Annotated in this window: 20 protein-coding genes and 1 pseudogene; 12 read left to right on the top strand and 9 right to left on the bottom strand. The window is 70.0% G+C overall.

The genetic code is table 11. From position 1 onward, the window contains the following. Nucleotides 1-222 precede the first annotated feature (222 nt). Nucleotides 223-819: a recombinase family protein gene (locus ACFXMF_RS06695; RefSeq protein WP_379987759.1), complete on the top strand. Its 597-nt coding sequence runs from the start codon at nt 223-225 to the stop codon at nt 817-819. A 185-nt stretch (nt 820-1,004) separates the two neighbouring features. On the opposite strand, the gene ACFXMF_RS06690 is transcribed toward ACFXMF_RS06695, so the two are convergent. After that, nucleotides 1,005-1,418 carry a DUF1120 domain-containing protein gene (locus ACFXMF_RS06690; RefSeq protein WP_379987742.1) on the bottom strand — a complete coding sequence of 138 codons (414 nt, stop codon included), beginning with the start codon at nt 1,416-1,418 and terminating at the stop codon, nt 1,005-1,007. Nucleotides 1,419-1,974: 556 nt separating this feature from the next. On the opposite strand from ACFXMF_RS06690, the gene ACFXMF_RS06685 reads away from it, so the two are divergent. From ACFXMF_RS06685 to ACFXMF_RS06675, 3 genes are all read left to right on the top strand, one after another. Next, nucleotides 1,975-2,871: a recombinase family protein gene (locus ACFXMF_RS06685; RefSeq protein ID WP_379987741.1), complete on the top strand. Its 897-nt coding sequence runs from the start codon at nt 1,975-1,977 to the stop codon at nt 2,869-2,871. A 60-nt stretch (nt 2,872-2,931) separates the two neighbouring features. Beyond that, nucleotides 2,932-3,243 carry a hypothetical protein gene (locus tag ACFXMF_RS06680; protein WP_379987740.1) on the top strand — a complete coding sequence of 104 codons (312 nt, stop codon included), beginning with the start codon at nt 2,932-2,934 and terminating at the stop codon, nt 3,241-3,243. Nucleotides 3,244-3,577: 334 nt separating this feature from the next. Beyond that, nucleotides 3,578-4,045, top strand: a complete 468-nt coding sequence (locus ACFXMF_RS06675; RefSeq protein WP_379987739.1) for a hypothetical protein — start codon at nt 3,578-3,580, stop codon at nt 4,043-4,045. A gap of 696 nt (nt 4,046-4,741) precedes the next feature. On the opposite strand, the gene ACFXMF_RS06670 is transcribed toward ACFXMF_RS06675, so the two are convergent. From ACFXMF_RS06670 to ACFXMF_RS06635, 8 genes are all read right to left on the bottom strand, one after another. Next, entirely contained in the window at nt 4,742-5,158 is a 417-nt protein-coding gene (locus ACFXMF_RS06670) for a hypothetical protein (protein ID WP_379987738.1), read from the bottom strand. Nucleotides 5,159-5,160: 2 nt separating this feature from the next. Then, nucleotides 5,161-5,820, bottom strand: a complete 660-nt coding sequence (locus ACFXMF_RS06665; protein ID WP_379987737.1) for a hypothetical protein — start codon at nt 5,818-5,820, stop codon at nt 5,161-5,163. Between the two features lie 215 nt (nt 5,821-6,035). Next, nucleotides 6,036-6,902, bottom strand: a complete 867-nt coding sequence (locus ACFXMF_RS06660) for a winged helix-turn-helix transcriptional regulator (protein WP_379987736.1) — start codon at nt 6,900-6,902, stop codon at nt 6,036-6,038. 46 nt (nt 6,903-6,948) lie between these two features. Next, nucleotides 6,949-7,488, bottom strand: coding sequence for a hypothetical protein (locus ACFXMF_RS06655; RefSeq protein WP_379987735.1), 540 nt, complete (start codon nt 7,486-7,488; stop codon nt 6,949-6,951). A 20-nt stretch (nt 7,489-7,508) separates the two neighbouring features. Continuing rightward, on the bottom strand, nt 7,509-7,970 hold the full coding sequence (locus ACFXMF_RS06650; RefSeq protein WP_379987734.1) for a hypothetical protein: 462 nt from the start codon (nt 7,968-7,970) through the stop codon (nt 7,509-7,511). Next, entirely contained in the window at nt 7,967-8,722 is a 756-nt protein-coding gene (locus ACFXMF_RS06645; RefSeq protein WP_379987733.1) for a hypothetical protein, read from the bottom strand. The genes ACFXMF_RS06650 and ACFXMF_RS06645 overlap by 4 nt, the downstream gene beginning before the upstream one ends. Nucleotides 8,723-8,742: 20 nt before the next feature. Then, nucleotides 8,743-9,426, bottom strand: coding sequence for a DUF4913 domain-containing protein (locus tag ACFXMF_RS06640; protein ID WP_379987732.1), 684 nt, complete (start codon nt 9,424-9,426; stop codon nt 8,743-8,745). A gap of 79 nt (nt 9,427-9,505) precedes the next feature. Continuing rightward, entirely contained in the window at nt 9,506-10,231 is a 726-nt protein-coding gene (locus ACFXMF_RS06635) for a DNA-methyltransferase (protein WP_379987731.1), read from the bottom strand. A gap of 650 nt (nt 10,232-10,881) precedes the next feature. Here ACFXMF_RS06635 and ACFXMF_RS06630 point away from each other — a divergent pair. The 8 genes and pseudogenes from ACFXMF_RS06630 to ACFXMF_RS06595 all read left to right on the top strand — a co-directional run bounded on the left by ACFXMF_RS06630 (nt 10,882) and on the right by ACFXMF_RS06595 (nt 19,453). Then, on the top strand, nt 10,882-12,165 hold the full coding sequence (locus ACFXMF_RS06630; RefSeq protein WP_379987758.1) for a C40 family peptidase: 1,284 nt from the start codon (nt 10,882-10,884) through the stop codon (nt 12,163-12,165). Nucleotides 12,166-12,247: 82 nt separating this feature from the next. After that, entirely contained in the window at nt 12,248-12,556 is a 309-nt protein-coding gene (locus tag ACFXMF_RS06625; RefSeq protein WP_379987730.1) for a DUF6112 family protein, read from the top strand. Next, nucleotides 12,553-13,227, top strand: coding sequence for a hypothetical protein (locus ACFXMF_RS06620; protein ID WP_379987729.1), 675 nt, complete (start codon nt 12,553-12,555; stop codon nt 13,225-13,227). Before ACFXMF_RS06625 ends, ACFXMF_RS06620 begins: the two co-directional genes overlap by 4 nt. A gap of 29 nt (nt 13,228-13,256) precedes the next feature. Continuing rightward, nucleotides 13,257-14,654, top strand: a pseudogene (locus ACFXMF_RS06615) (ATP-binding protein); the annotation flags it as partial. Between the two features lie 393 nt (nt 14,655-15,047). Then, nucleotides 15,048-16,508 carry an SCO6880 family protein gene (locus ACFXMF_RS06610; protein ID WP_379987728.1) on the top strand — a complete coding sequence of 487 codons (1,461 nt, stop codon included), beginning with the start codon at nt 15,048-15,050 and terminating at the stop codon, nt 16,506-16,508. Nucleotides 16,509-16,546: 38 nt separating this feature from the next. Next, on the top strand, nt 16,547-17,017 hold the full coding sequence (locus tag ACFXMF_RS06605; protein WP_379987727.1) for a DUF6238 family protein: 471 nt from the start codon (nt 16,547-16,549) through the stop codon (nt 17,015-17,017). A 2-nt stretch (nt 17,018-17,019) separates the two neighbouring features. After that, nucleotides 17,020-18,597, top strand: a complete 1,578-nt coding sequence (locus ACFXMF_RS06600) for an ATP-binding protein (protein WP_379987726.1) — start codon at nt 17,020-17,022, stop codon at nt 18,595-18,597. 4 nt (nt 18,598-18,601) lie between these two features. Beyond that, complete coding sequence (locus ACFXMF_RS06595; protein ID WP_379987725.1) at nt 18,602-19,453, top strand: hypothetical protein; 852 nt, start codon at nt 18,602-18,604, stop codon at nt 19,451-19,453. The last annotated feature ends 61 nt before the right edge of the window (nt 19,454-19,514 follow it).

The following is a 19,514-nucleotide window of genomic DNA, read 5'->3' as shown; positions in this document are numbered from 1 at the left end:
TCCGGTCCGCAACAAACGGTGGTGCGGGATTTTTGAACCCGGGAGGTTGTTGAAGCGGTTCTTGACGGGCCTTCGGCCCCTTCCGCATGCTTCGGCGCGAACCTCAGAAAACCCTCGTTTGATGCCGGCACCATCGAAACCGTGGACACCAGCGCGCACTTCGTCGACCCCGGCGACGACGACCCGCTCACCCCCTGGCCGCGCGCCCTGACCGAGATCCGCATCGGCTACGCCCGCGTCAGCACCGGATCGCAAAAGCTCGACCGGCAGATCGACGCCCTCACCGCGGCCGGCTGCCGGCGGATCTTCGCGGACAAGAAGTCCGGGAGGAACGACGCCCGCCCCGAACTCAAGGCGTGCCTGGCGTTCGTCGTCCCCGGCGACACCCTGGTCGTACCCGCCCTGGACCGGCTCTCGCGCTCCCTCAAGGACCTCATCACCACGGTGGCCGAACTCCGCGAACGCGGCATCGGCTTCACCACGCTCCACGAACGCCTCGACACCACCACCCCGGGCGGCAGGCTCGTCTTCCACGTGTTCGCCGCGCTCGCGGAGTTCATCCGGGAGTTGATCGTCACCGGCACGAACGAGGGCCTGGCCGCCGCGCGCGCCCGCGGCCGGGTCGGCGGCCGGCCCACCGTCGTCACCCCCGAGATCCTGCGGGCCGCGCGCGACATGCTGCCCAACCCCGAGAACAGCGTCGCCTCGATCGCCAGGCTGCTCGGGGTGAGTCCGGGAACGCTGTACAACCACATCCCCGACCTGCGGGAACTGCGCACCTCACGACTCCCCGAGCAGATCACCGGCGGCAACCGGTGATCGCACACGTCCATCGCACCGCACCCGCGCTCGGGGCACGCGCCCGGGCCGGCGGGGCCGTTCGGCGTCTTCTCCGCCCCCGCCGACCTCGACACCACCGTGACGAACCCCCACAACCCACGTGAAGGAGAGCCGGTCGGACGGCACGACGCCCCGGCGCGGTGCAATGGATTCGACCCGAAGGGCTACAGGTCCTTCGCGGTGAGCTTTCCGTGGTCCACGATGCCGCCGTCGCTGAGAGTCGGATCGCACGCCGTCGGATTGATGATGCCGGCGTCGTAGACACGAGGCTCGGAAGACGCATCGCGGGCGGAGACGGGGCCGACGGTGTACTCCGCGACAGCGTTCCCGGACCGATCCACGACCATGATGAGCTCCGGGACGAAACTCCCGCAGTGAACCTCAAGTTGCATCTCGCCGACGTTGAGCCGCAGGCCGAGGCGCGCGACTTCCTCGGGCTTGACCTCGGACACCGGGATCAGTGTCGGTTCCGCGGGCGTCGTCGCCTCGGGAGCCGGAGTCAGGCCGAGGCTCGCGGCCTGCTCGGGTGTCATCTGTACCTTCGCGGGGCCCTTTGAGTTGGGCGCGGTCTCGGACACGGCGACTCCTCACTGGCCGACTCACTGCCGACTCGTGTGGATCATTCCAGACGGGGCGTTACTGCGCCATCACACACTCGACGGCGGCGAACGCCCCGCTCCCGCCCACCTCCGAGACGCTCTGCCCCTTGGCAGCCTCGGGCACTCATCGCGCCCAGACCGCCACTGACACATCCCGTGTCGTCACTGACTGACAAACCCATGTCGCCCGACACCGGTGTCGTCCGCCACGAAAGTGTCTGCGGGCTTTGCCAGTCGGTGTCAGCGATTCCGCCATGAGGTTTGTCAGCAGGGGTGCCGTGGCCGGCGGCTGCGATCGGTGGGCGGTAGCTCGTCGGGGTCGAACAGGTCGAACACCCGATCGCCTCCACACGATCGGATGAAGAAACACCGGAAGAACCCGCGCGCACCGCGCCTGTGCAGGGTCTCTCACAAACGGTCGGATGAGACAGGACCGGACCGACCGCGAATCGCGCCCGAATCGCCCCGACTTCCCGTCGCACAATCCCTCGCGGAACCATGCGATTGCGCGAGACGGTTCTGCGACGCTGAAACCATGGAGTGGACCCCGGATCGGGCCGCCGACGCGGTCGAACGCCACGACTGCCCCAAGTGCGCCGCGCCGGCCGGGAGTCCGTGCCGCACCCGCGCCAGCAGGACCGCCGTCAAGTACCACACGCCGCGATTCGTCCTGGTGCCCGCGCTGCGCGAACTCCTGGACGTGCCCACCCCCGCCGACCGTCGACCCGGCAAGGGGTGGATCGAGCGACCCGCACCCGCTCCTGTCGCGGCGGGCCAACCAAGGCCGATCCGAATCGGGTACGCCCGCACCTCCCTGCGCCGGCAGGAACTCGCGAGCCAGATCGAGGCTTTGGAGAAGGCCGGCTGCTCGAAGATCTTCCGCGAGCAGATCAGCACCCGGATCAAGGTCCGGCCCGAACTGGAGAAAGCCCTGCAGCTCGCCCACCGGTTCAAGGAGGCCGCGCCCGACCAGGACGTGCTGCTCACGGTGCACGAGCTGAAACGGCTCCCTCACCGGCCCGCTCACCGCGGTGTACGACCCGTCCGGCATGGGCGCCATGCTCTTCGCGGTCCTGGCGGTGGCCGCCCAGCTCGACCGCGACTACATCCGGGAGAAACCCTCGAAGGCCAGGACGTCGCCGCCGCCAAGGGCCGCCACGGCGGACGTCCCAAGGTCGTCGACGACGACATGCTCGTCTTCGCCCTCGCCCTGCGCGACAAGGGCGTGCCCGTGCCCGACATCGCCGCCAAACTCGTCATCAGGACCGGGAGGAACGCCGGCCGGCCGCCCTCGCTCGCGTCGGTGTACCGGGCCCTGGCACAGGCGGACGAAACCGCGCCCACCCCCGACGCGGTGGTTCCGCGCCAATCACCGCCCGAATACGGCCAATCACCACCGGGACACCCCGACCCTCGCCGCACCCGTGAATGATCTTGAGCCACGAACCTCACCCCGAGGTCCACCCCGACCCGACCGGCCCGAGGAGCACCCGTGACCACCAGCAAGTCGGAACCCCTCCAGGTGACCCTCAGCGAGAAAACCCGGCAGGCCCTCGCGGCAGGCACCACACCCGAGGCGCCCACCGCCGCCGCCGAAGCCCGCGACCGACTCCTGCGCGCCATCGGCCGCGAAGCCCAACACGTCGCGGACACGAGCGCTGGCGAGGCATCCACGGCACTGGCCGAACTCGCCCGCGCCTACGCCCTCGTCACGACTCCTCCCGCGATCGGAGCCAGATTCCTCGGCGACACTCCGTCCAACCTGATGACGCCTGGGCTCTTCGGCACCTACACACGCGAGTAGTCGACCCGCGGCCCGCCGGCGCCGAACAGGCGCGCCCGCGCCCACGCCCTGGTGACCGGCGCCGGCGAGGCCCGCGGCATCACCATCACCTCCGCCGCCATCACGCAATTCTGGAAGGGCTCCGAAAGTAGAGCGACCCCCGAGGGAAACCCTTCGCCGACGCACCGAGTTCTTCGCGTCCGACACGAACCGCCGAACAGGACACCCGAATCGGCCGATCACGGTCCGGACGATTCCCACCGGGAACCACAGTAAATGATCTTGTAAGCGCATTGGGCGACTCTCTGCCGCGCTCAACCCGCCCCGACCTCTCCATCTCGATCGAGGAGCACTCGTGACCACCGGTGAAAACGAACCCACCACCGAAACCGCGGACCCTGCCACCACCGACACACCACGGTGGATCCCGCACATCACCTGGCACCAGACCGTTCCCCGTGAGGGGGCCCGACAGGAACCCGCCGCCGCGACCGAGGCCCGCGACCGACTCCTGCGCGCCATCGGCCGCGAAGCCGAGCACGTCGCGGACACCCAACCGGGCCAGGCCTCCAAGGCGCTGGCGGAACTCGCCCACGCCTACGCCCTGGTCGCCGCCCACGCCACGACCGCCGATCCCGCCGCAGCCGGCGAAGGAATCGACGCGAGGAACGTGTCCATGGGAGTGAAGGTCATGGCGGGACAGGAGGTGTTCGAATGTAAGCCCTTTCCCGAGTCTGGGTACTGCAAGCCGTACGCCCCCACCGCGGCGGGCTTCGAACCCGGCGTCGGGGCGCATTGGAACGCGGCATGGGAAGGACTGTAAAAAAGCGTTCTTTTGACGGACCCGCATTCGGCGACGGCGGCATCGCATAGTCCGTGCCGGATCGCTGACATTGTTCCGTGGCGAAGACGCTGACAAGTTCGCGGCGGACAACAGCCGGTGGGGCTGGTGGTAGGGCCCGTCGTGTCGGTGGACGTGGTGATGTCGCGGGCTTGGACATGAGATGTCAGTGCGTTGGTCGCGGGTCTGTCAGTGGATGGCGTGGTCGGGGACGGGGGGCTCGTTGCCGATGCCGGGCGGGGCCGCCACACCCCGCGCGCGAGCGATCCTGGAGGCATGGCCCGCCGCCGGTACTGCCACATCTGCGGCGCCGTGCTCCCGAAGAACGCGACACGGCGGCGCCTGTACTGCGGCCCGGCTTGCCGGGCCCAGGCGTACAGGGACCGGCAGGCCATCGAACGGATCGGAGCACTGGGCAGGCTGCTGCTGAAGGCCGCGGCCACCGACGACAAGCGCCTGCTCAGGCGCCTGCTATGCCCGATCTGCGGGCACATGACCTACGCGGCCGGGTCCCGCCGCAGGGACGCCCGCTACTGCTCTGCCCGTTGTCGAGACCGTGCCTACCGGCGTCGGCACCGGCAGTACCGTCACGTCAAGGCGTCGGAAAAGCAGGCCGTACCGACGAGTACGACGCGTTGACGTCACGCAACGCCGAACACTGCGTGGAGTCGTCCCAGGTCAGCGGTAGCGCCGGAACCTACCGGCCGGTTTCCCTGCTGTCCGAGCCAGGCCAACGGGATGTCCAACCCACTGACATTTCCGTGCCCACCCACAGCTACGGCGGCGAGGTGGGTCACGCGGTGGTTGCGGGTCGGGTAGCTCGTCCATGAGGAGGAGGCTGTAGGTGACGCTGCGCGCGAGTGTGTCCGCGGTGGGTCCGCGTTCGATCAGCCGGGCCTCGGCGAGGGTGTCGAGCGTGAGGTGTTGTCGCACGGCGGGACCGTCGCCGTGGTTGTCGATGCCGCCGTCGAGGAACACGCGCAGCAGCGCGTCGGCTTCGTCGATCCGCAGGGACACGTCCGCGCGGCGCCAGGGTTCACGCGAGTAGAGGTCGTCGAGTCGGGCGGGGCCGTGTTGGACGAGGGTGGTGAGCACGATCAACGAACAGCGAAGTACCAGACGGCAAGAGCGGCAAGAGCTATGACAACCACGACCAGTGCTGGGATACCCGGCACCGCCAAGAGTCCCAGTGGTGGCCGGTCCATGGTCGCCGGCCCGAGAGGAATGACATGGACGAAGGACGGCTCGTCCGAGTCCCAGACGATCCGCCCCTCCGAGTTGCGGTGTCCGTGATACAGATTCCCGGCGACGTGTCGGCGCCATAAGTGCCCGGCGATGTCGGTCATCTCGACGACGCATTGGGCCGGGTCCGGTTCACCGCCGCCGCCGGGGAGTATCTGCGTGATGGAGGCTCGTGCGCCTAAGAGTCCGCCTAGCGCCGGCGACGCCAGCACCTGGTCACCGTAACGAAGAGTCACCTGGGTGAACGGCTGGTTGCTGCCGTTCGTGACGGTGAGCTTCCAAACCCTCGCCGAGGTGTCAAGGGACGACTCTTCGTGGCTGACTTCCACCCGGAGCGTGGATGCGTGGAGGGAAACTTCCCGACGCTCGGCTTCCTGCTCCCGCTCCCGCAGGTGCTGCTCACGAGCTTCCAACTCCTGCCCTTGCCGTCTCTGATTCCGGTAACCAACGTGAGTGAGCCCTAGACCCACGAGCCCCGTCACCGTTCCGGCTACCCCAAGAATGAGCTCCATCATGAGAGCACTGTGAACTTTGAGATCGAAGGTGTCGAGAGGATCCCCAACTTCAGGCCGAGGAGTTGCAACTACGAGGTTCAGGGACGGGAGTGCGCGATGATCCGGGCATCGGTCCTGACAAACGTGGCCGACCTTCTTCATGGCACCGAGCTTGACCGCCACTGACACATTCCGTGTCGCGACCAACTGACATACCCAGGTCGCCCGACAGGGCGTCACCGGCGCTGCCCGGCGCGCTGGGGCCCGGCGACGGTCGGGGTGGCCGCGCCGGGACCGAGGGTGTCGCCGGGGTGGGAGAAGGTCACCGCGAACACGGCGACGTGAACGGTGCTTCGGCCGGTCGCCGCCGACCGGGTCGCGTCGTGCAAGGGGGCGCTCGTGGGCGTGGGCGTGGTCGGACGGACCGACGTCCGGGCGGCGGTGGGTGCTGCCGTGGCCGGGGAGGGGCTGTCGGTGGGAACGATGTGCCGGTGGGCCCAGACGGTCAGGTCACCGATGACCGTGTCCAGGGCTCGCCCACGGCTGGTGAGCGCGTACTGTCCGCGGTATCCGTCGGTGCGGGCGACGAGGCCGTCGTCCTGGAGTTGGTGCAGGCGCAGGCCCAGCATGGCGTCCTGCAGGCCGGGGGCGGCCTGCTTGAGGTCGCTGAACCGGACCAGGTCGCGGTCGCGCAGGGCTTGCAGGATCGGGAGGGTGTGGCGGTTGCGCAACGCAGCGAGCGTCTGCTCGGTCGACTCCGCCTGGGGGAGCGGCCCGGTGTGGGCGAGGTGTTCGCGCGACCAGGCGGCGAGCGAGGTGTGTACCGGCTCCAGCGACCGCCCCGCTGTCGTCAGGCGGTAGCCGGAGTGCCGGCCCTGGTGGGTGGCGGCTTCGACGAGGCCGTCCTGGGCGAGGCGGGTGATCCGCTGGGACACCAGGCTGACGGAGAGCCACGGAAGCGCGCGAGCCACCTCACCCGTACGCAGATGTTCGCCCGGGGCTTGGGCCATGGTCTGCAGGACCCAGGTTGACCAGCGCGGGTTGAGCATCGCCACCGCACGTTCGGTGTGTTCGTCGGCGAGCGGTGAGGTGGTCGTGGGCATGACGGGTCCTTTGACAGGTGCGGTGAGGGATGGTGCGGGTTCGGTTTCAGCGAGCCCGGCGTCGGCCGAGGTCAGGGGCCTGGGCGCCGGTGGCCGTGGTCGACGGTGGGACGGGGGGCTGGGCCGTCGGGTGGGTCGCGCGTTCGGCCGGGGTGGACACGATTGACAGCGCGCGGTGCCTGGGGTCGATTTCGCGAGTCCTGCGTTGCCCGTGTTCCGGGGGCGGTGGTGGGGTGCAGGCGTTGTAGGCGCCGATGAGCAGGCTCAGGTGGTGGCGGGCCTGTTCGCGTTCTCCCGCGAGGAATTCGATCCGTGCGGTGGGCACTCCCGACGTGTTTTGTGGTGGCGTTTCCGCGTCGGTGCCCATAGCCGCCAGGGCGTTCGCGGCGGCGTGCGCGACCTGTCGGAAGATGAGGTCGCGGGTGTTGAGGTTCAGTGCGCAGTGGACGATCAACGAGGCCATCTGTTCCTGCGCGGGGTTCTCGTGGTGCCGGTGGCGCAGTGTGGCCACAGCGTCCGGGCCCAGGAGTTCGTCCAGGACGCGGGTTCCCAGGAGGGAGCCGGGCGGGGGGAGTTCCTTGTCCATGGGGTCCTCGTACGGGCGGTTCAGCGGCGCGGTGCCGGGCGCGGCGAGAGCGCGGCGGCGGGAACGCGCGCGGTGGGCGTGGTCGGTGCGGGTCCGGCATGTGCGGAGCGGGCGCGGGCGGCCTGCGGGGTGCGGTCGTTGCCGGCGTGGTTGGTCCGCAGGCGCGCAGCAGCGGCTTCGTAGACGCTCAGGTCGGCGCGTGGGCCGGCCGCGACGATGACGATGTCCTGATGGTCGCGGGGGCCCGAAGGCTGCGGCATTTCGATGTACACGACACGCCAGTCGGCGGCTGGGCCGACGTAGAGCTTGCGGCAGCCGTCGAGTTCGCGGGCCTGGTGGTTGTCGAGTCGGGGGCCGCGGATGTGGGTGCGCATGACGTCGTGCACCAGGGCCAGGGCATCGGCGCGGATGTCGCGGGGCATGCGGTCCAGGTCCTCGATGGCTTCGGGCAGGGCGTTGAATCCCCACCGCACGACGCTCATCGACCGGGCCCGGTGGTCGGGGCCGTCCCCGATGACTGTGCGGGATGGGCAAGGGTCGGTCCGGTCGGTCCCGGGCCCGCCGCCGCGGTGCGGCTGCGGGCCGCCGCTGTTTGTGAGCGGCCCACCGGGTCGGCGCCGGTTGCCTGTGACAGGGGGTCTTCGCGTGTGGTGAGCCATCGCACGGCCGTGTCCCGGTCGGGGAAGCGCCCTTCGCGCACCGAGTAGCGCCAGGGGTCGCGCAGGACCTGTTCGATCTGCACCACGAACGGCAGCTCGGCATCGACGGGTTTGTCGTCGTGCATGACGACCCGGGTTTCGGCGCTCTGGTCGGTGTCGTAGTCGCAGGAGTGCTCCAGGACGCGGAGCCGGTTGCCGGCTTCCCGCGTGCGGCTCTCGATCTCGTGTGTCTGCGGGTCGACGGGTGCGAGTTGTTCGGGATCGCGGACCTGCCGGTCGGGATCGGCGCCGCGCTCCAGAAGCCAACCCTTGGCGAGGGCGAGAGTGGCGGCCTGTGCGTGCTCGACGCGGGCGGTGGCCGTCAGGGGATCCCGCGCGATGGGCACCACGCGAAGCCATGGGTAGCCGCCGGGCGCCCGTGGTGCGGCCAAGCCGCCGAGCGCCAGGAGGTGTTCACTGCCGTCGATCTGCGCGGAGACCGGAAGCAGATCGGGCGCATGCAGGCACAACTCCTCGATCGCCTCGGCCGCTTCGTCGTCGGCGGGTGTCCAGTCCTCCAGGTCGAAGTCGTACACGAAACTCCCTTCGGACAGGTTCAGGCCGCAGACGGCAGGTCGACGACGGTGGACTTGGGGCCGAGGCCGGCCACCGGCGCGGCGGCGGGGCTGGCCAGGAGACGGTGGTTGGGGCGGGTGGCGTTGGTGGTGCACGCGCCGAACGGGCCGCCGGGGTCGCGGAGTTGGGCGAGGGTGGGGTCGAGGTGGTCGCGGTGCCAGGTCGCGGGTCCGGTGAGGCCGGCCTCTGCGTCGGTGAGCTGCTGGAACGCCAGCCACAGGCCGTGCAGGCGCACCACCGCCTCGGGATGCTCCTGCCATCGTTCGCACCAAGGCCGGTTGGTGCTGATCTCACGGCCGTAAACGGGGAGCAGCAGGTCCTCGACCCACAGGCGCAGCGCGGCAAGCTCGGCGGTGTACTGCGGAGGGTCGAACGCCAGGATGCAGATCGACGTGGTCTTCGGTTTCGACTCGCTCCCCGCCCCGTCCGCGCTCGACGGTTCGGACACGGCGTCGTCGAAGTCCTCGTTCGCGACGGAGAGATGGTCCAACACCTGACGCTGTGCGAAGAGTTCTCGGGTCAGTCGGTCGATGATCGCCCACAGTTCCTCGGCCGCGACGTCCTCGGTCGTAACCGAGCCCGCGTCCGGATCGGACGGGACATCGGTGTCGGTAGCGGATGGGAGCCGTCCCGGCGGCAAAGGCTCGAAGTCGGTTTCAGTCATGAGGAGATGGCCCTTTCTCGGCGGGGCAGGGGAAGCGGCCGGGTCGGACGCGAGCCGGGAGTCGACCCGGCCGCTCGGGTCAGGCCGCGAGTTCGTACTGGGCGGCCTCGGCCAGTCGTGCCTCGGCGATGTCGGCGTACTGCGGCGAGTACTCGACGCCGATGAACCGGCGGCCCTCCATCAGGGCCGCGACGCCGGTCGTGCCCGAACCCGCGAACGGATCCAGGACGACACCGCCGGGCGGGCACAGCGTGACCAGCTCGCGCATCACTGACAGCGGCTTCTGCGTGATGTGCTTGCGGTCCTTGCGCGGCTGGGATGCGGTGTACAGCCCGGGCAGGTAGACGGGGTTCCGGGCGGCGTCGACCCCGCCCTTGCTGCCCCACACGATGAACTCGCAGGACTGCTTGATCCGGCCCTTCTGCGGCCGACTCGCGGGCTTGTGCCAGGCGGCGACGCCGCGCCACGTCCACCCGGCCATCTGCATCGCGTCCGTGAGCGACGGCAGTTGCCGCCAGTCGATGAACACGATCGCGGTGCCCGTGGGCACCGTGGCCCGATACGACTCCCGCAGAATTTCCGTCATCCACCTGGTGAAGCTGCGCTGGTCCTTGTTCTCGTCGCCGAAATCCGGGAGTCCGCCCTTCTCGGACGTGTACTTGGACCGTGCGCTGCGTGTGGTCCGGTCCATGCTCGTGCGCCCGCCGCTGTTGTACGGAGGGTCGGTGACGAGCGCGTCGACGCTTTCGTCGGGGAGCCCCGAGAGAACACTCAAAGCGTCTCCTCGATGCAGGGCGTAGGGCATAGGCGTGAGCCTTTCTCGAAATAAGGAGGAGGCCATCCCGGGATCGCGACGATCAATCGGCACCGGCGATGGGAAACGGAGACTAGACCCGATGCGTGACGCCACAAAATCGTTCTCCTGATTCCGAAGGTGCGGCACAGGGAGGCCGAAGAATCGTCGAACGACCCCCGGGAACTGCGTCGACTGGAACAAACATGCAGGCAGGGGCCCCTGTGGCATGTTCGGGAATGCCGCGCCATGCCGTGCCGTCCGTATTCATTGATTCACGCGGGACTCGTGCATCCTCACGATTTTGCGGCGTCACGACTCGGGTCTAGTCTCCGGTCGTGTTCCAAGGAAATCCCCGACGCCCGGGGCATTCTCGGACCGTGAGGCGCCAAGCCGATCGATCTACGGAACAGCGTGGCATAAATGGTGGGATTCACATCGACGCCCGCGTGTTGCCCCGCGTCCAGGCGGGGTGAATCGGATTCCCGGTGCGGTAACACCGGGCCTCCGGACGAAGTCGGGTGCGTACCGCAATCGGAAACCGAAGGCGGTGCGCGCCCGCCAATGAATCGAGGCGTGATGAAATCGAAACGGATACTGCCCCCGGATATCTCACGGGCGCAGCGACACTCCTGGCCCGGGCGGATGCGCGAGGGCCGTCCGTGAAGAAGGCGGGGCTCATCGTCGGGGCGATCGCCCTGTCGCCGTTGGTGATGATCGCGCCGATCGTGATCGCGCTGTCGGGCACCGCCTCGGCCAAGTGCGCGAACACCTCGTCGGAGGGCGCAGACGACTCGGCGGCGATCGCCGAGGAGGTCAAACGCATCCTGGCCGGCCTCAGTGGCAACGTGCACATCCCGCAACTGCTCAACCCGCGCGAGCAGATCCCAAATGCCCAGACGATCGTTGCCACCGGCCAGGCCCTGAAGGTCTCGGCCCGCGGGCAGACCATCGCCCTGGCCGTGGCGATGCAGGAGTCGACGTTGATCAACCTGTCCTACGGGGACAGGGATTCGGTCGGCTTGTTCCAGCAACGCCCGTCTCAGGGCTGGGGCTCGGTCGAGCAGATCATGGATCCGGTCTACGCGGCTACGAAGTTCTACTCGGCCCTCAGGAAGATCAAGGGCTGGGAGCAACTGACGCTGGGTCAGGCCGCGCAGACCGTCCAGCAATCCGGGTTCCCCGACGCGTACGACAAGTGGGAACCCCTGGCCACGGCCCTTCAGAAGGCCATCGAAGGAGTCCTGCCCCAGGTCGGCACCACGCCCGTGAACCCCGCCGCGCCGCCCGTCATCGTGAGCCCGACCTTTATCGACCGGCCGACCACCGGCATCCCCGTGTCGCCTGACAGTCCCATCCCCGCAGCCACGCCGTCGACCTCGACCGCACCCTCGACGCCGGTCTCACCGCCACCGCCACCGCCACCGGCGCGGGCCGGCCTGGCGGGATGTACCTCGACCGCCGGCTCCGGGGCCGGCGGTGACGGCTCGGGCTTCGGAACCATTCCCGCCGGGGCATTGCCCGAGGGCTACGCGATCCCCACGGACGCGCCGCCCGTCGTGCAGACGGCGATCCGCTGGGCGCTGGGCCAGCTCGGCACGCCCTACCAGTGGGGCGGCACCTGCATGGATCCGCGCGGCCCGGACCCGATGGGCCGCTGCGACTGCAGCTCGCTCATGCAGCGGGCCTACGCGGCGGCCGGCATCCAGCTCACCCGCACCACATACACCCAGGTCAACGAAGGTACGGCGGTCGGCGTGGCCGACCTGCGACCCGGCGACCTCGTGTTCACGCGTGGCACCGCCGCCGTCCCCGAACACGTGGGGATGGTCATCGGCGGCGGTCTCATCGTCAACGCGCCCAAGACGGGTGACGTCACTCGTATCGCGACCATCGCCGCGTGGAAGCCGCAGATCCTCGCGGCCCGGCGCATCGTCGCCGGCTGATCCGACCCCTGCACGACCTCTCGCCGCCGGCGCTCTGCCGCGGCGCTCCTCCCTCTCATCGCGCATCGCGCCAGGAGTTCGCATGAAGCTGCTCGAAAAGGCCCAAAACCTCGCCTTCGACCCGGGCGTCCAGCCGAAGGAGGGTGGCCTTCCCGGCCTGTCTGTCCTCAAGGACGTCGTCTCCTCCGTCAACCTCTTCGGGATCATCGCGATCGTCGGCGCCCTGTGCGTGTCCGGCGCCGTGTGGGCCTGGGGCAACCACAGCGGAAGTCACCAGGCCGAGGCCAACGGCAAGAAGGGCGTTCTCATTTGCAGTGCTGCGGCACTGCTTCTTGGCGGGGCCAACGGCATCGTCGCCTTCTTCTCGGCCATGGGCACCAAGATCCAGTGAAGGGCCGCTCGAAGGACTCCATCACGTTCGGCGCGAACCTGGACATGCGCACCCGCATCCTGCTGGGCGGCACGGTGCTGCTCATCCTGATGGCGGCTACCGCGCTGCTGGCCTGGGCTACCACCGATAACGCCCCCTCGCATCGCGGACCCGACACGGCGAGCCGCCCCACGACGGCCCCCAAGGGTGCCACCACGGAAGCTCCGGCGGCTTCCGATACGGGGCTCTCCCGGACCTCGGACCCGGTGGTGTTCGCGAAGGCGTTCGCGAAGGACCTGTGGTCCTACGACACCCGCGTCGAGACCCAGACCGGGCATCTCGCCGCGCTGCAGGGCTGGTTGACGCACGAGAGGGACTACGCCGATCCGGACTCCGTCGCCCGGGCGGTACCGGATCCGGTGTTGTGGTCGCGGATGCGCGACGGCGGTCAGTACGCCACCGCAGAGGTCGCGGAAGGCCACATCCCCGCGTCGTTCACCGCCGCGCTCAACGCCGAGCCGGACCGGATCACCGACGCCTACGCCTACGCGGTGACCGTCACCGGCAAGCAGAGCATCCGTTGGAACGGCTCGGGGGGCGGCGCGGAACCGCGCACGGTGACCCTCGCCGTCCAGTGCCGACCGGACAAGGACTGCGCCCTCGTCGGCATCACGCCGAACATCGCGCCCTGACCCCACCCACGTAGAAAGGAGGAATCCCCATGGGGGTCTGCAATGTGCCCTTGGTCGACAAGGTCTGCGACGCGGTGGGAGGCGTCGTCTCCAGCACCGGCGCGGCCATCACCGACGGCATCGGCGCGTGGATGGCCAAGAGCATGGGCGAACTCGCCGCCAGCGCCGCCGACCTGGCCGCACGCGCCGTCGACACCACCACCAGCGTCGACCTGAACGCGAGCTGGTTCCGCGACAACTACGCGTTGCTGCTGCCCATCGGCCTGGTCATGATCGTCGGGACGTTCTGCGCCCAGCTCATCCGGGCGGCGATCCGCCGGGACGAACAGGCACTCGCCCAAGCCGTCACCGGCACCGTCATCGGCGTCATGTTCCAGTTCGGTGCGATCGCCTTCACCTCTGTCGCCCTGACCGTCGTGGACGCCTTGTCCGCCGGACTGTTCCAGGCGGCCGACTCGTCGATCGAGGCGTCGATCCGCCGGATCGTCCAGGTGTCCAGCTTCGGATCGATGTATCCGCTGGGCTGGGCCGTCGCCGCACTCGTCGCCCTGGGATGCGCCGTCGCGTGTTTCCTGTACTGGGGCGTGATGGTCTTTCGCAAGGTGTCCATCCTGATCATGGTCTCGCTGGCCGTGTTCGCCGGTGCGGGCGGCGGTTGGGAGGCGGCGCGGCGCTGGCGTCGCGGCTGGATCGAGGCCACCGCGACGCTCGTCGTGAGCAAGCTTCTGATGACCGTGGTCTTCGTGCTGGGCGTCGCGGCCATGGGGAAGTCGGACAGCTCCGACGGCCTGGCGGCCCTGAGCGACGTCATGGCGGGGATCGTCGTGATGGCGATCGTCTTGTGCTGCCCGATGGTCACGTACAAGTTCATCCACTGGGCCGGGGAAGGCGGCAACGGTCACGACCTGCATGGCAGTGCTGCGGCGGGTCTGTCCACCGCCGCGGCGGCTGCGCAGAAGGCCGGCGGCATGGCCATGGGCGCCGCAGCCAAGGGCGGTGCCCCGCAAGGTCCGTTGAAGTTCCCCGGCATGGGCAAGGACGGCGTCCTCGGAGGTATCGACCCCTCCGGCGGAGGCGGCGGTGGTGGTGGCGGAGGCGGCGGCGGGCCGACGCGGTTCAAGTTCGGGGAGGACCCGAGCGCCTCGGGCGACAAGGGCCAACCGCTCATCAAGAGGCCGCAGTCCGACGGAGACCAGGGCCGGCCGCTGATCCGCCGGGCAGGAGAACCCGGTCCCTCGGTCAAATCCCCGGGGCCCGGTTCGTCAGCCGCGCCTGACACGGCACCCGCGCCCACCGGTGGCGTGTCCGCCTCGGCGAACACCGGCACCGCCGCTTCGGCACCCGAGTCCGCATCGTCCCCGGCGCCGGACTCGGCGCCCGCCCCCGCCGGTGGTGTATCCGCCTCGGCGAACGTCGGCACTGCCACAACGGCACCCGGGTCGGGATCGACGCTGCCCGAGACCGGAGGTTCGGCACCCGCCACCACCGTTCCGGCCCGCTCGGGGGCGCCCTCACGCCCCACCCCCACAGGGGGCGGATCCCCGGCACCGGCATCGGGCTCCGCTCCTCGTGCCGGAGGGACGACCCCTTCGCCCACAACAGGGAGCGGACGGCTCACGCCGATCAATCCGGTTGCCGCTCCCGGAGCGGGACGCATCGGTCCGTCCCCGCAGGGTTCGTCGACGCCGAACCGCTGGGTCTACCCGAACAAGCCGCCCACCGGCGACTGACGGACGCCACCCGATCGCCGTGGCCGCCGCCGATGACGCGGCGGCGGGCACGGCCCCGCCCCGCCGACCATCCGTCGAAGGAACCACCCCATGACTCTCGAAGAACCCCCTGCCACCGTGCGATTCCCGCACCGCTCCCGGCGCGGCGTCCTCCTCGGCCTCACCTGGCCCCAACTCATCGTCGCCGCCACCATCGGGATCCTGCTCCTGGCCACCATGCTCACCCTGGGCCTGCTCACAGCCCTCAAGCTGATCCCTCTGTGGGCAGCACTGGCCGCGCTGGTGATCGTTCGCCACCGAGGCCGATCCCTCGCCGAATGGGCACCCATCGCCGGCCGCTACGCCCGTCGACGTGCCCGCGGCCAACTCGTCTGGCTCGCCCGCCCCACCTCACGACCGCGCCGCGACGGCGTACTGCACCTGCCCGGCACCGCCGCGTCGGTACGCGTGGTCACCGCCCCGGGCGGGGAACTCGCCGCTGTCCACGACCCGCACTCCGCCACCCTGACCGCCGTCGTCCGCGTCGCCTCCCGCGCCTTCGCCCTCTTGGACCCGGCGACGCAGAACCACAACGTGCACGGCTGGGGCCGGGTGTTGGCGTCGATGGCCCGGACCGGGCAGATCGCCCGAGTCCAGGTCCTGGAACGCACCGTGCCCTCCAGCGGCGACGCCCTCCAGCGCTACTGGGCCGAGAACGGCAACCCCGACGCGCCACTCGCCGCCGACATCTACACCGACCTGCTTACCGCAGCCGGCCCGGCAGCGGCACCGCATGAGGCTTACGTGGCCGTCGCGTTGGACCTCACCGCGGCACGGCGCCTGATCAACCAGGCCGGCGGTGGCCTCACCGGCGCCTTCGCCGTCCTGTCGCAATTGACCGCAACCTTCGACCAGGCCGCGCGACCGGCAGGCGTAATACCGAACGGATGGCTTACCGCCCAGGAGATCGCCGCCGTCGTACGCACCGCCTACGACCCCGCGTCGCTGACCGCCCTGGACCGCTGGTCCGACGAGGGCCGCGCCCAGGCCGAACCGGCGGCGGCCGGACCCGTGGTGGTCGTCGAGGAGGCGGACCGCATCCGCACCGACACCGCCTTCCACGCCACGTTCTGGATCGAGAACTGGCCGCGCACCGAAACCCATTCGGGGTTCCTGCACCAGTTGCTGTTCACCTCCGGGGTGCGCCGCACCCTCTCCCTCGTCTACACCCCGCAGGGCCTGGAATCCGCGCTGCGCGACGTCCAGCGCCGCAAGGCCACGGTGATCGCCGACGCCAACGAACGCATCCGCAAGGGCCAGGTGGACAGCGAGTCGGACAGCGTCGAGTACGCGGACATCAAGCAGCGCGAACGCGAGCTGATCGCCGGCCACGCCGACGTCGCCCTGACCGGGCTGGTCACCGTGAGCGCCGAGACGAGCAAGGACCTCGACGCCGCCTGCGCGCAGATCGAGACCGCCGCCGTCGCGGCCCTGGTCGACCTGCGACGTCTGACCTGGCAGCAAGGCGAAGCCTTCACCACGGCCGCGCTGCCCCTCGCCCTGGCCGTCTGACGCACCGTCACCCACCCCCACCGCGAAAGACGGACGCCATGCCCGCCACCCCAGAGCAACTACACGCGCCGGAATCGAACTTCCTCCTGTTCGCGGCGATCGCCCTCGACTGCCACCGCACCGTCGACCTTCCGAGCCTCACCGGTGCCGCCACCCGCCGTGAACTCGACGACCTCCACGGCCACCTGATCGCCCTGCACCACCTGATCGACGCCCACACCACCCGCACCGCGCCGATCGCCGACGCCGAGGGCGACCACCTCAAGGCAGCCCGCACCCACCTTTGGCAGGCCGCCGAACAACTCCACCACGCCTACCACCACGCACCCCACGCCGACGGCGCCACCCCCGACCGCGACGTCTGCCGGCGCCGAACCCCCGAAGGCGCACCGGAACTGACCGTGTGTCAGCGCCACATCGGAGCCCTGACCCGGGTCCGCCGCCACGCCACACCCGCCGACCTGCGCAAGAGCGCACCGGGACCGGCCCACCGCACGAAGGAGAAGTAGAGGTGAGCCTCCGCCGCGCCAGCGCCAGCCCACTTTTCACCCCGGCCGCAGCACCACGCGCCGAACGCAAGGCCGCCCGCGCCCAACTCGACCGAGCCCAGGGCCGGGCCCGCCTCGCCGGACGCCGCGACCGCCGAAGCACCGCGTCCGGCGTCGACCCCGACACCGCACCGTTGTACCCACCAGCCGGACGCCCCGGCCCGGCCTCGGCGCGCGGCGGCAAGCTCCGACTGCCCGCCCATCGCATGACGACCGCGATCGCCAGCGGCGCCTACCCGTTCCTGGCCGAGGGCGGGCTGGGCGCCCACGGTCTCTACATCGGCCGCGACGTCCACGCCGAAGCCGCCTTCACCTACGACCCGTTCACCCTGTACGGGAAACTCGACGGCTTCACCAACCCCAACGTGCTGTTGGCCGGCGTGATCGGCATGGGCAAGTCGGCACTCGCCAAGTCCTTGGCAGTGCGGGCGATCGCCCACGGCTACCGCATCTACGTGCCGTGCGACCCCAAGGGCGAGTGGACCACCGTCAGCCGGGCCCTGGGCGGAGACACCATCGCGCTGGGCCCCGGGCTTCCCGGCAGGCTCAACCCGCTGGACGCCCCCGCCCGCCCGGATGGGGTCGACGAGCGGGACTGGTCGACAGAGATCCGCAAGCGGCGGCTCCTCCTCCTGGGCTCGCTCGCGCGCACAGTCCTGCGGCGCGACCTGCTGCCGATGGAACACACCGGCCTCGACGTCGCCCTGGACCGCGTCGTCGCTCTCGCCACCGACGAAAACCGCACCCCGCTGCTCGGCGACGTGGCCCACATCCTGGGCAACCCCACCGCCCTCGACACCGCCTTCGGCGAACCCGCCGGGCATCTGGGCGCCGCCGCCCAAGACTTGGCCCACGCATTGCGCCGGTTGGTGGCGGGCGACCTGGCCGGGATGTTCGACGCGGAGTCGACGGTCGCGTTCGACGCCAAGGCGCCGATGCTGAGCATCGACCTCTCACGCCTGGGTGCAGGCGGCGACGACACGGGCCTGGTGCTGGCCATGACGTGCGCGTCCGCCTGGATGGAATCGGCTCTCGCCGACCCACGCGGGGGTCGGCGCTGGGTGATCTACGACGAGGCATGGCGCGTCATGCGCCACGTTCCGCTCCTTGAGCGCATGCAGTCCCAGTGGAAATTGTCCCGCGGACTGGGGATCGCAAATCTGATGGTCATCCACCGCCTGTCCGACCTGATGAGCGCCGGCGACGCCGGATCCCGCGGACGCGCCCTTGCCGAGGGCCTGCTCGCAGACTGCAGCACGCGCATCATCTACCGCCAAGAGGCCGACCAACTCGCCGCGTCGGCGGGGCTTCTGGGGCTGACCGGCGTGGAGACGCAGGCGGTCGCCGCCCTGACCAAAGGCCGCGGACTGTGGAAGGTCGCCGGCCGGTCCTTCATCGTCCAACACCTCCTGCACCCGTTCGAGCTCGACCTCTTCGATACCGACGCCCGCATGCACCAAGACCCCCGTGAGTTCACCGGCACTGAAGGCTTCTCGTCAGCCCGGATCGACGAACCCGCGAGCCCCACGGAAGGGTCGTGAGGTCGTGAGCGACCCCCGCCGCGTCACATTCGCCTCTGCCGAAGAGGAGGCCGCAGCCCAGGACATCGACCTCTCGAACAGGTTCCGGGCCATCGGCTCCGCCGCCGCCGACCGACTCCCCATCCCCTTCCACATTGGCGGATACAACCTGGACCGAGAATCGATGATCGAACTCGGCGAGGACCTGTGGGGTGCCGACGAGATGCGGGAGGCCCTGATCACCACCCCGGGCCAGAAGCTGAACCTGTGCCTGCGTCGCGACGGCGACGTCCTGCTGATTCGGCACCCGACCGACCCGGACACCTTCCTCGCCGCGTGTCTGGCGCCCACGCACGTCAACCTCGACCACGACTGGACGCACGATCCCCACGCCCCGGCCGTGCTCCACGTCCCCGCCGACCCACACCGTGCCGTCGAAGCCATCGCGGCGATCCTCCTGCCTCAGCAGAAGGCCGCCGTCACCACGTTGCGTCAGGCCGCTGTCGCGGACGGCACCGAAGTTGTCGTCGGTGTCGGGCGGAGCTGGAGGCACGCCGGCCAACTCATCGCCCGCGTCACCGACACCGCCCACTGGGGGACCGTCAACGACCTCGAATACCACGGGCTCACGCGCACCGACCACTGCGTCTACACCCGCCCCGACTGGGATCAGCAGCAGGCCGAGCACCTCGTCGAACACCTCCAGCGCGCCGGTATCCGCATACGCCGAGGACCCGACTTCCCCGAGCCGGCCGTCGCCGCGCGCAGAAGCGGCGTGACCTCGGCGACCACCGTGACCACCGCACCGGGTCCGACGTCGAGCCCGCCGCGCCCCGTGGTCACCCCGGTGCGCCAGGGCCGGCCGCCGCGACCGTGAGCGCCGGCACCGAGACGCGCACCGAGCCCTCCCGGGCCGCCCAACACCTTACGGAGGCGAC

The sequence above is a fragment of the Embleya sp. NPDC059213 genome, from assembly GCF_042754445.1.
Taxonomy (GTDB): Bacteria; Actinomycetota; Actinomycetes; order Streptomycetales; family Streptomycetaceae; genus Embleya.
The sequence above is the reverse complement of the archived record's forward strand: the minus strand, read 5'-3'. Positions and strand labels throughout refer to the sequence as shown.

Bases quoted from the DNA above. Each gene is read 5' to 3' on its own strand.
- ACFXMF_RS06685 (WP_379987741.1), top strand. From the start codon at position 1,975: ATGGAGTGGACCCCGGATCGGGCCGCCGACGCGGTCGAACGCCACGAC.
- ACFXMF_RS06665 (WP_379987737.1), bottom strand. From the start codon at position 5,820: ATGATGGAGCTCATTCTTGGGGTAGCCGGAACGGTGACGGGGCTCGTG.
- ACFXMF_RS06660 (WP_379987736.1), bottom strand. From the start codon at position 6,902: ATGCCCACGACCACCTCACCGCTCGCCGACGAACACACCGAACGTGCG.
- ACFXMF_RS06655 (WP_379987735.1), bottom strand. From the start codon at position 7,488: ATGGACAAGGAACTCCCCCCGCCCGGCTCCCTCCTGGGAACCCGCGTC.
- ACFXMF_RS06650 (WP_379987734.1), bottom strand. From the start codon at position 7,970: ATGAGCGTCGTGCGGTGGGGATTCAACGCCCTGCCCGAAGCCATCGAG.
- ACFXMF_RS06640 (WP_379987732.1), bottom strand. From the start codon at position 9,426: ATGACTGAAACCGACTTCGAGCCTTTGCCGCCGGGACGGCTCCCATCC.
- ACFXMF_RS06635 (WP_379987731.1), bottom strand. From the start codon at position 10,231: ATGCCCTACGCCCTGCATCGAGGAGACGCTTTGAGTGTTCTCTCGGGG.
- ACFXMF_RS06625 (WP_379987730.1), top strand. From the start codon at position 12,248: ATGAAGCTGCTCGAAAAGGCCCAAAACCTCGCCTTCGACCCGGGCGTC.
- ACFXMF_RS06610 (WP_379987728.1), top strand. From the start codon at position 15,048: ATGACTCTCGAAGAACCCCCTGCCACCGTGCGATTCCCGCACCGCTCC.
- ACFXMF_RS06605 (WP_379987727.1), top strand. From the start codon at position 16,547: ATGCCCGCCACCCCAGAGCAACTACACGCGCCGGAATCGAACTTCCTC.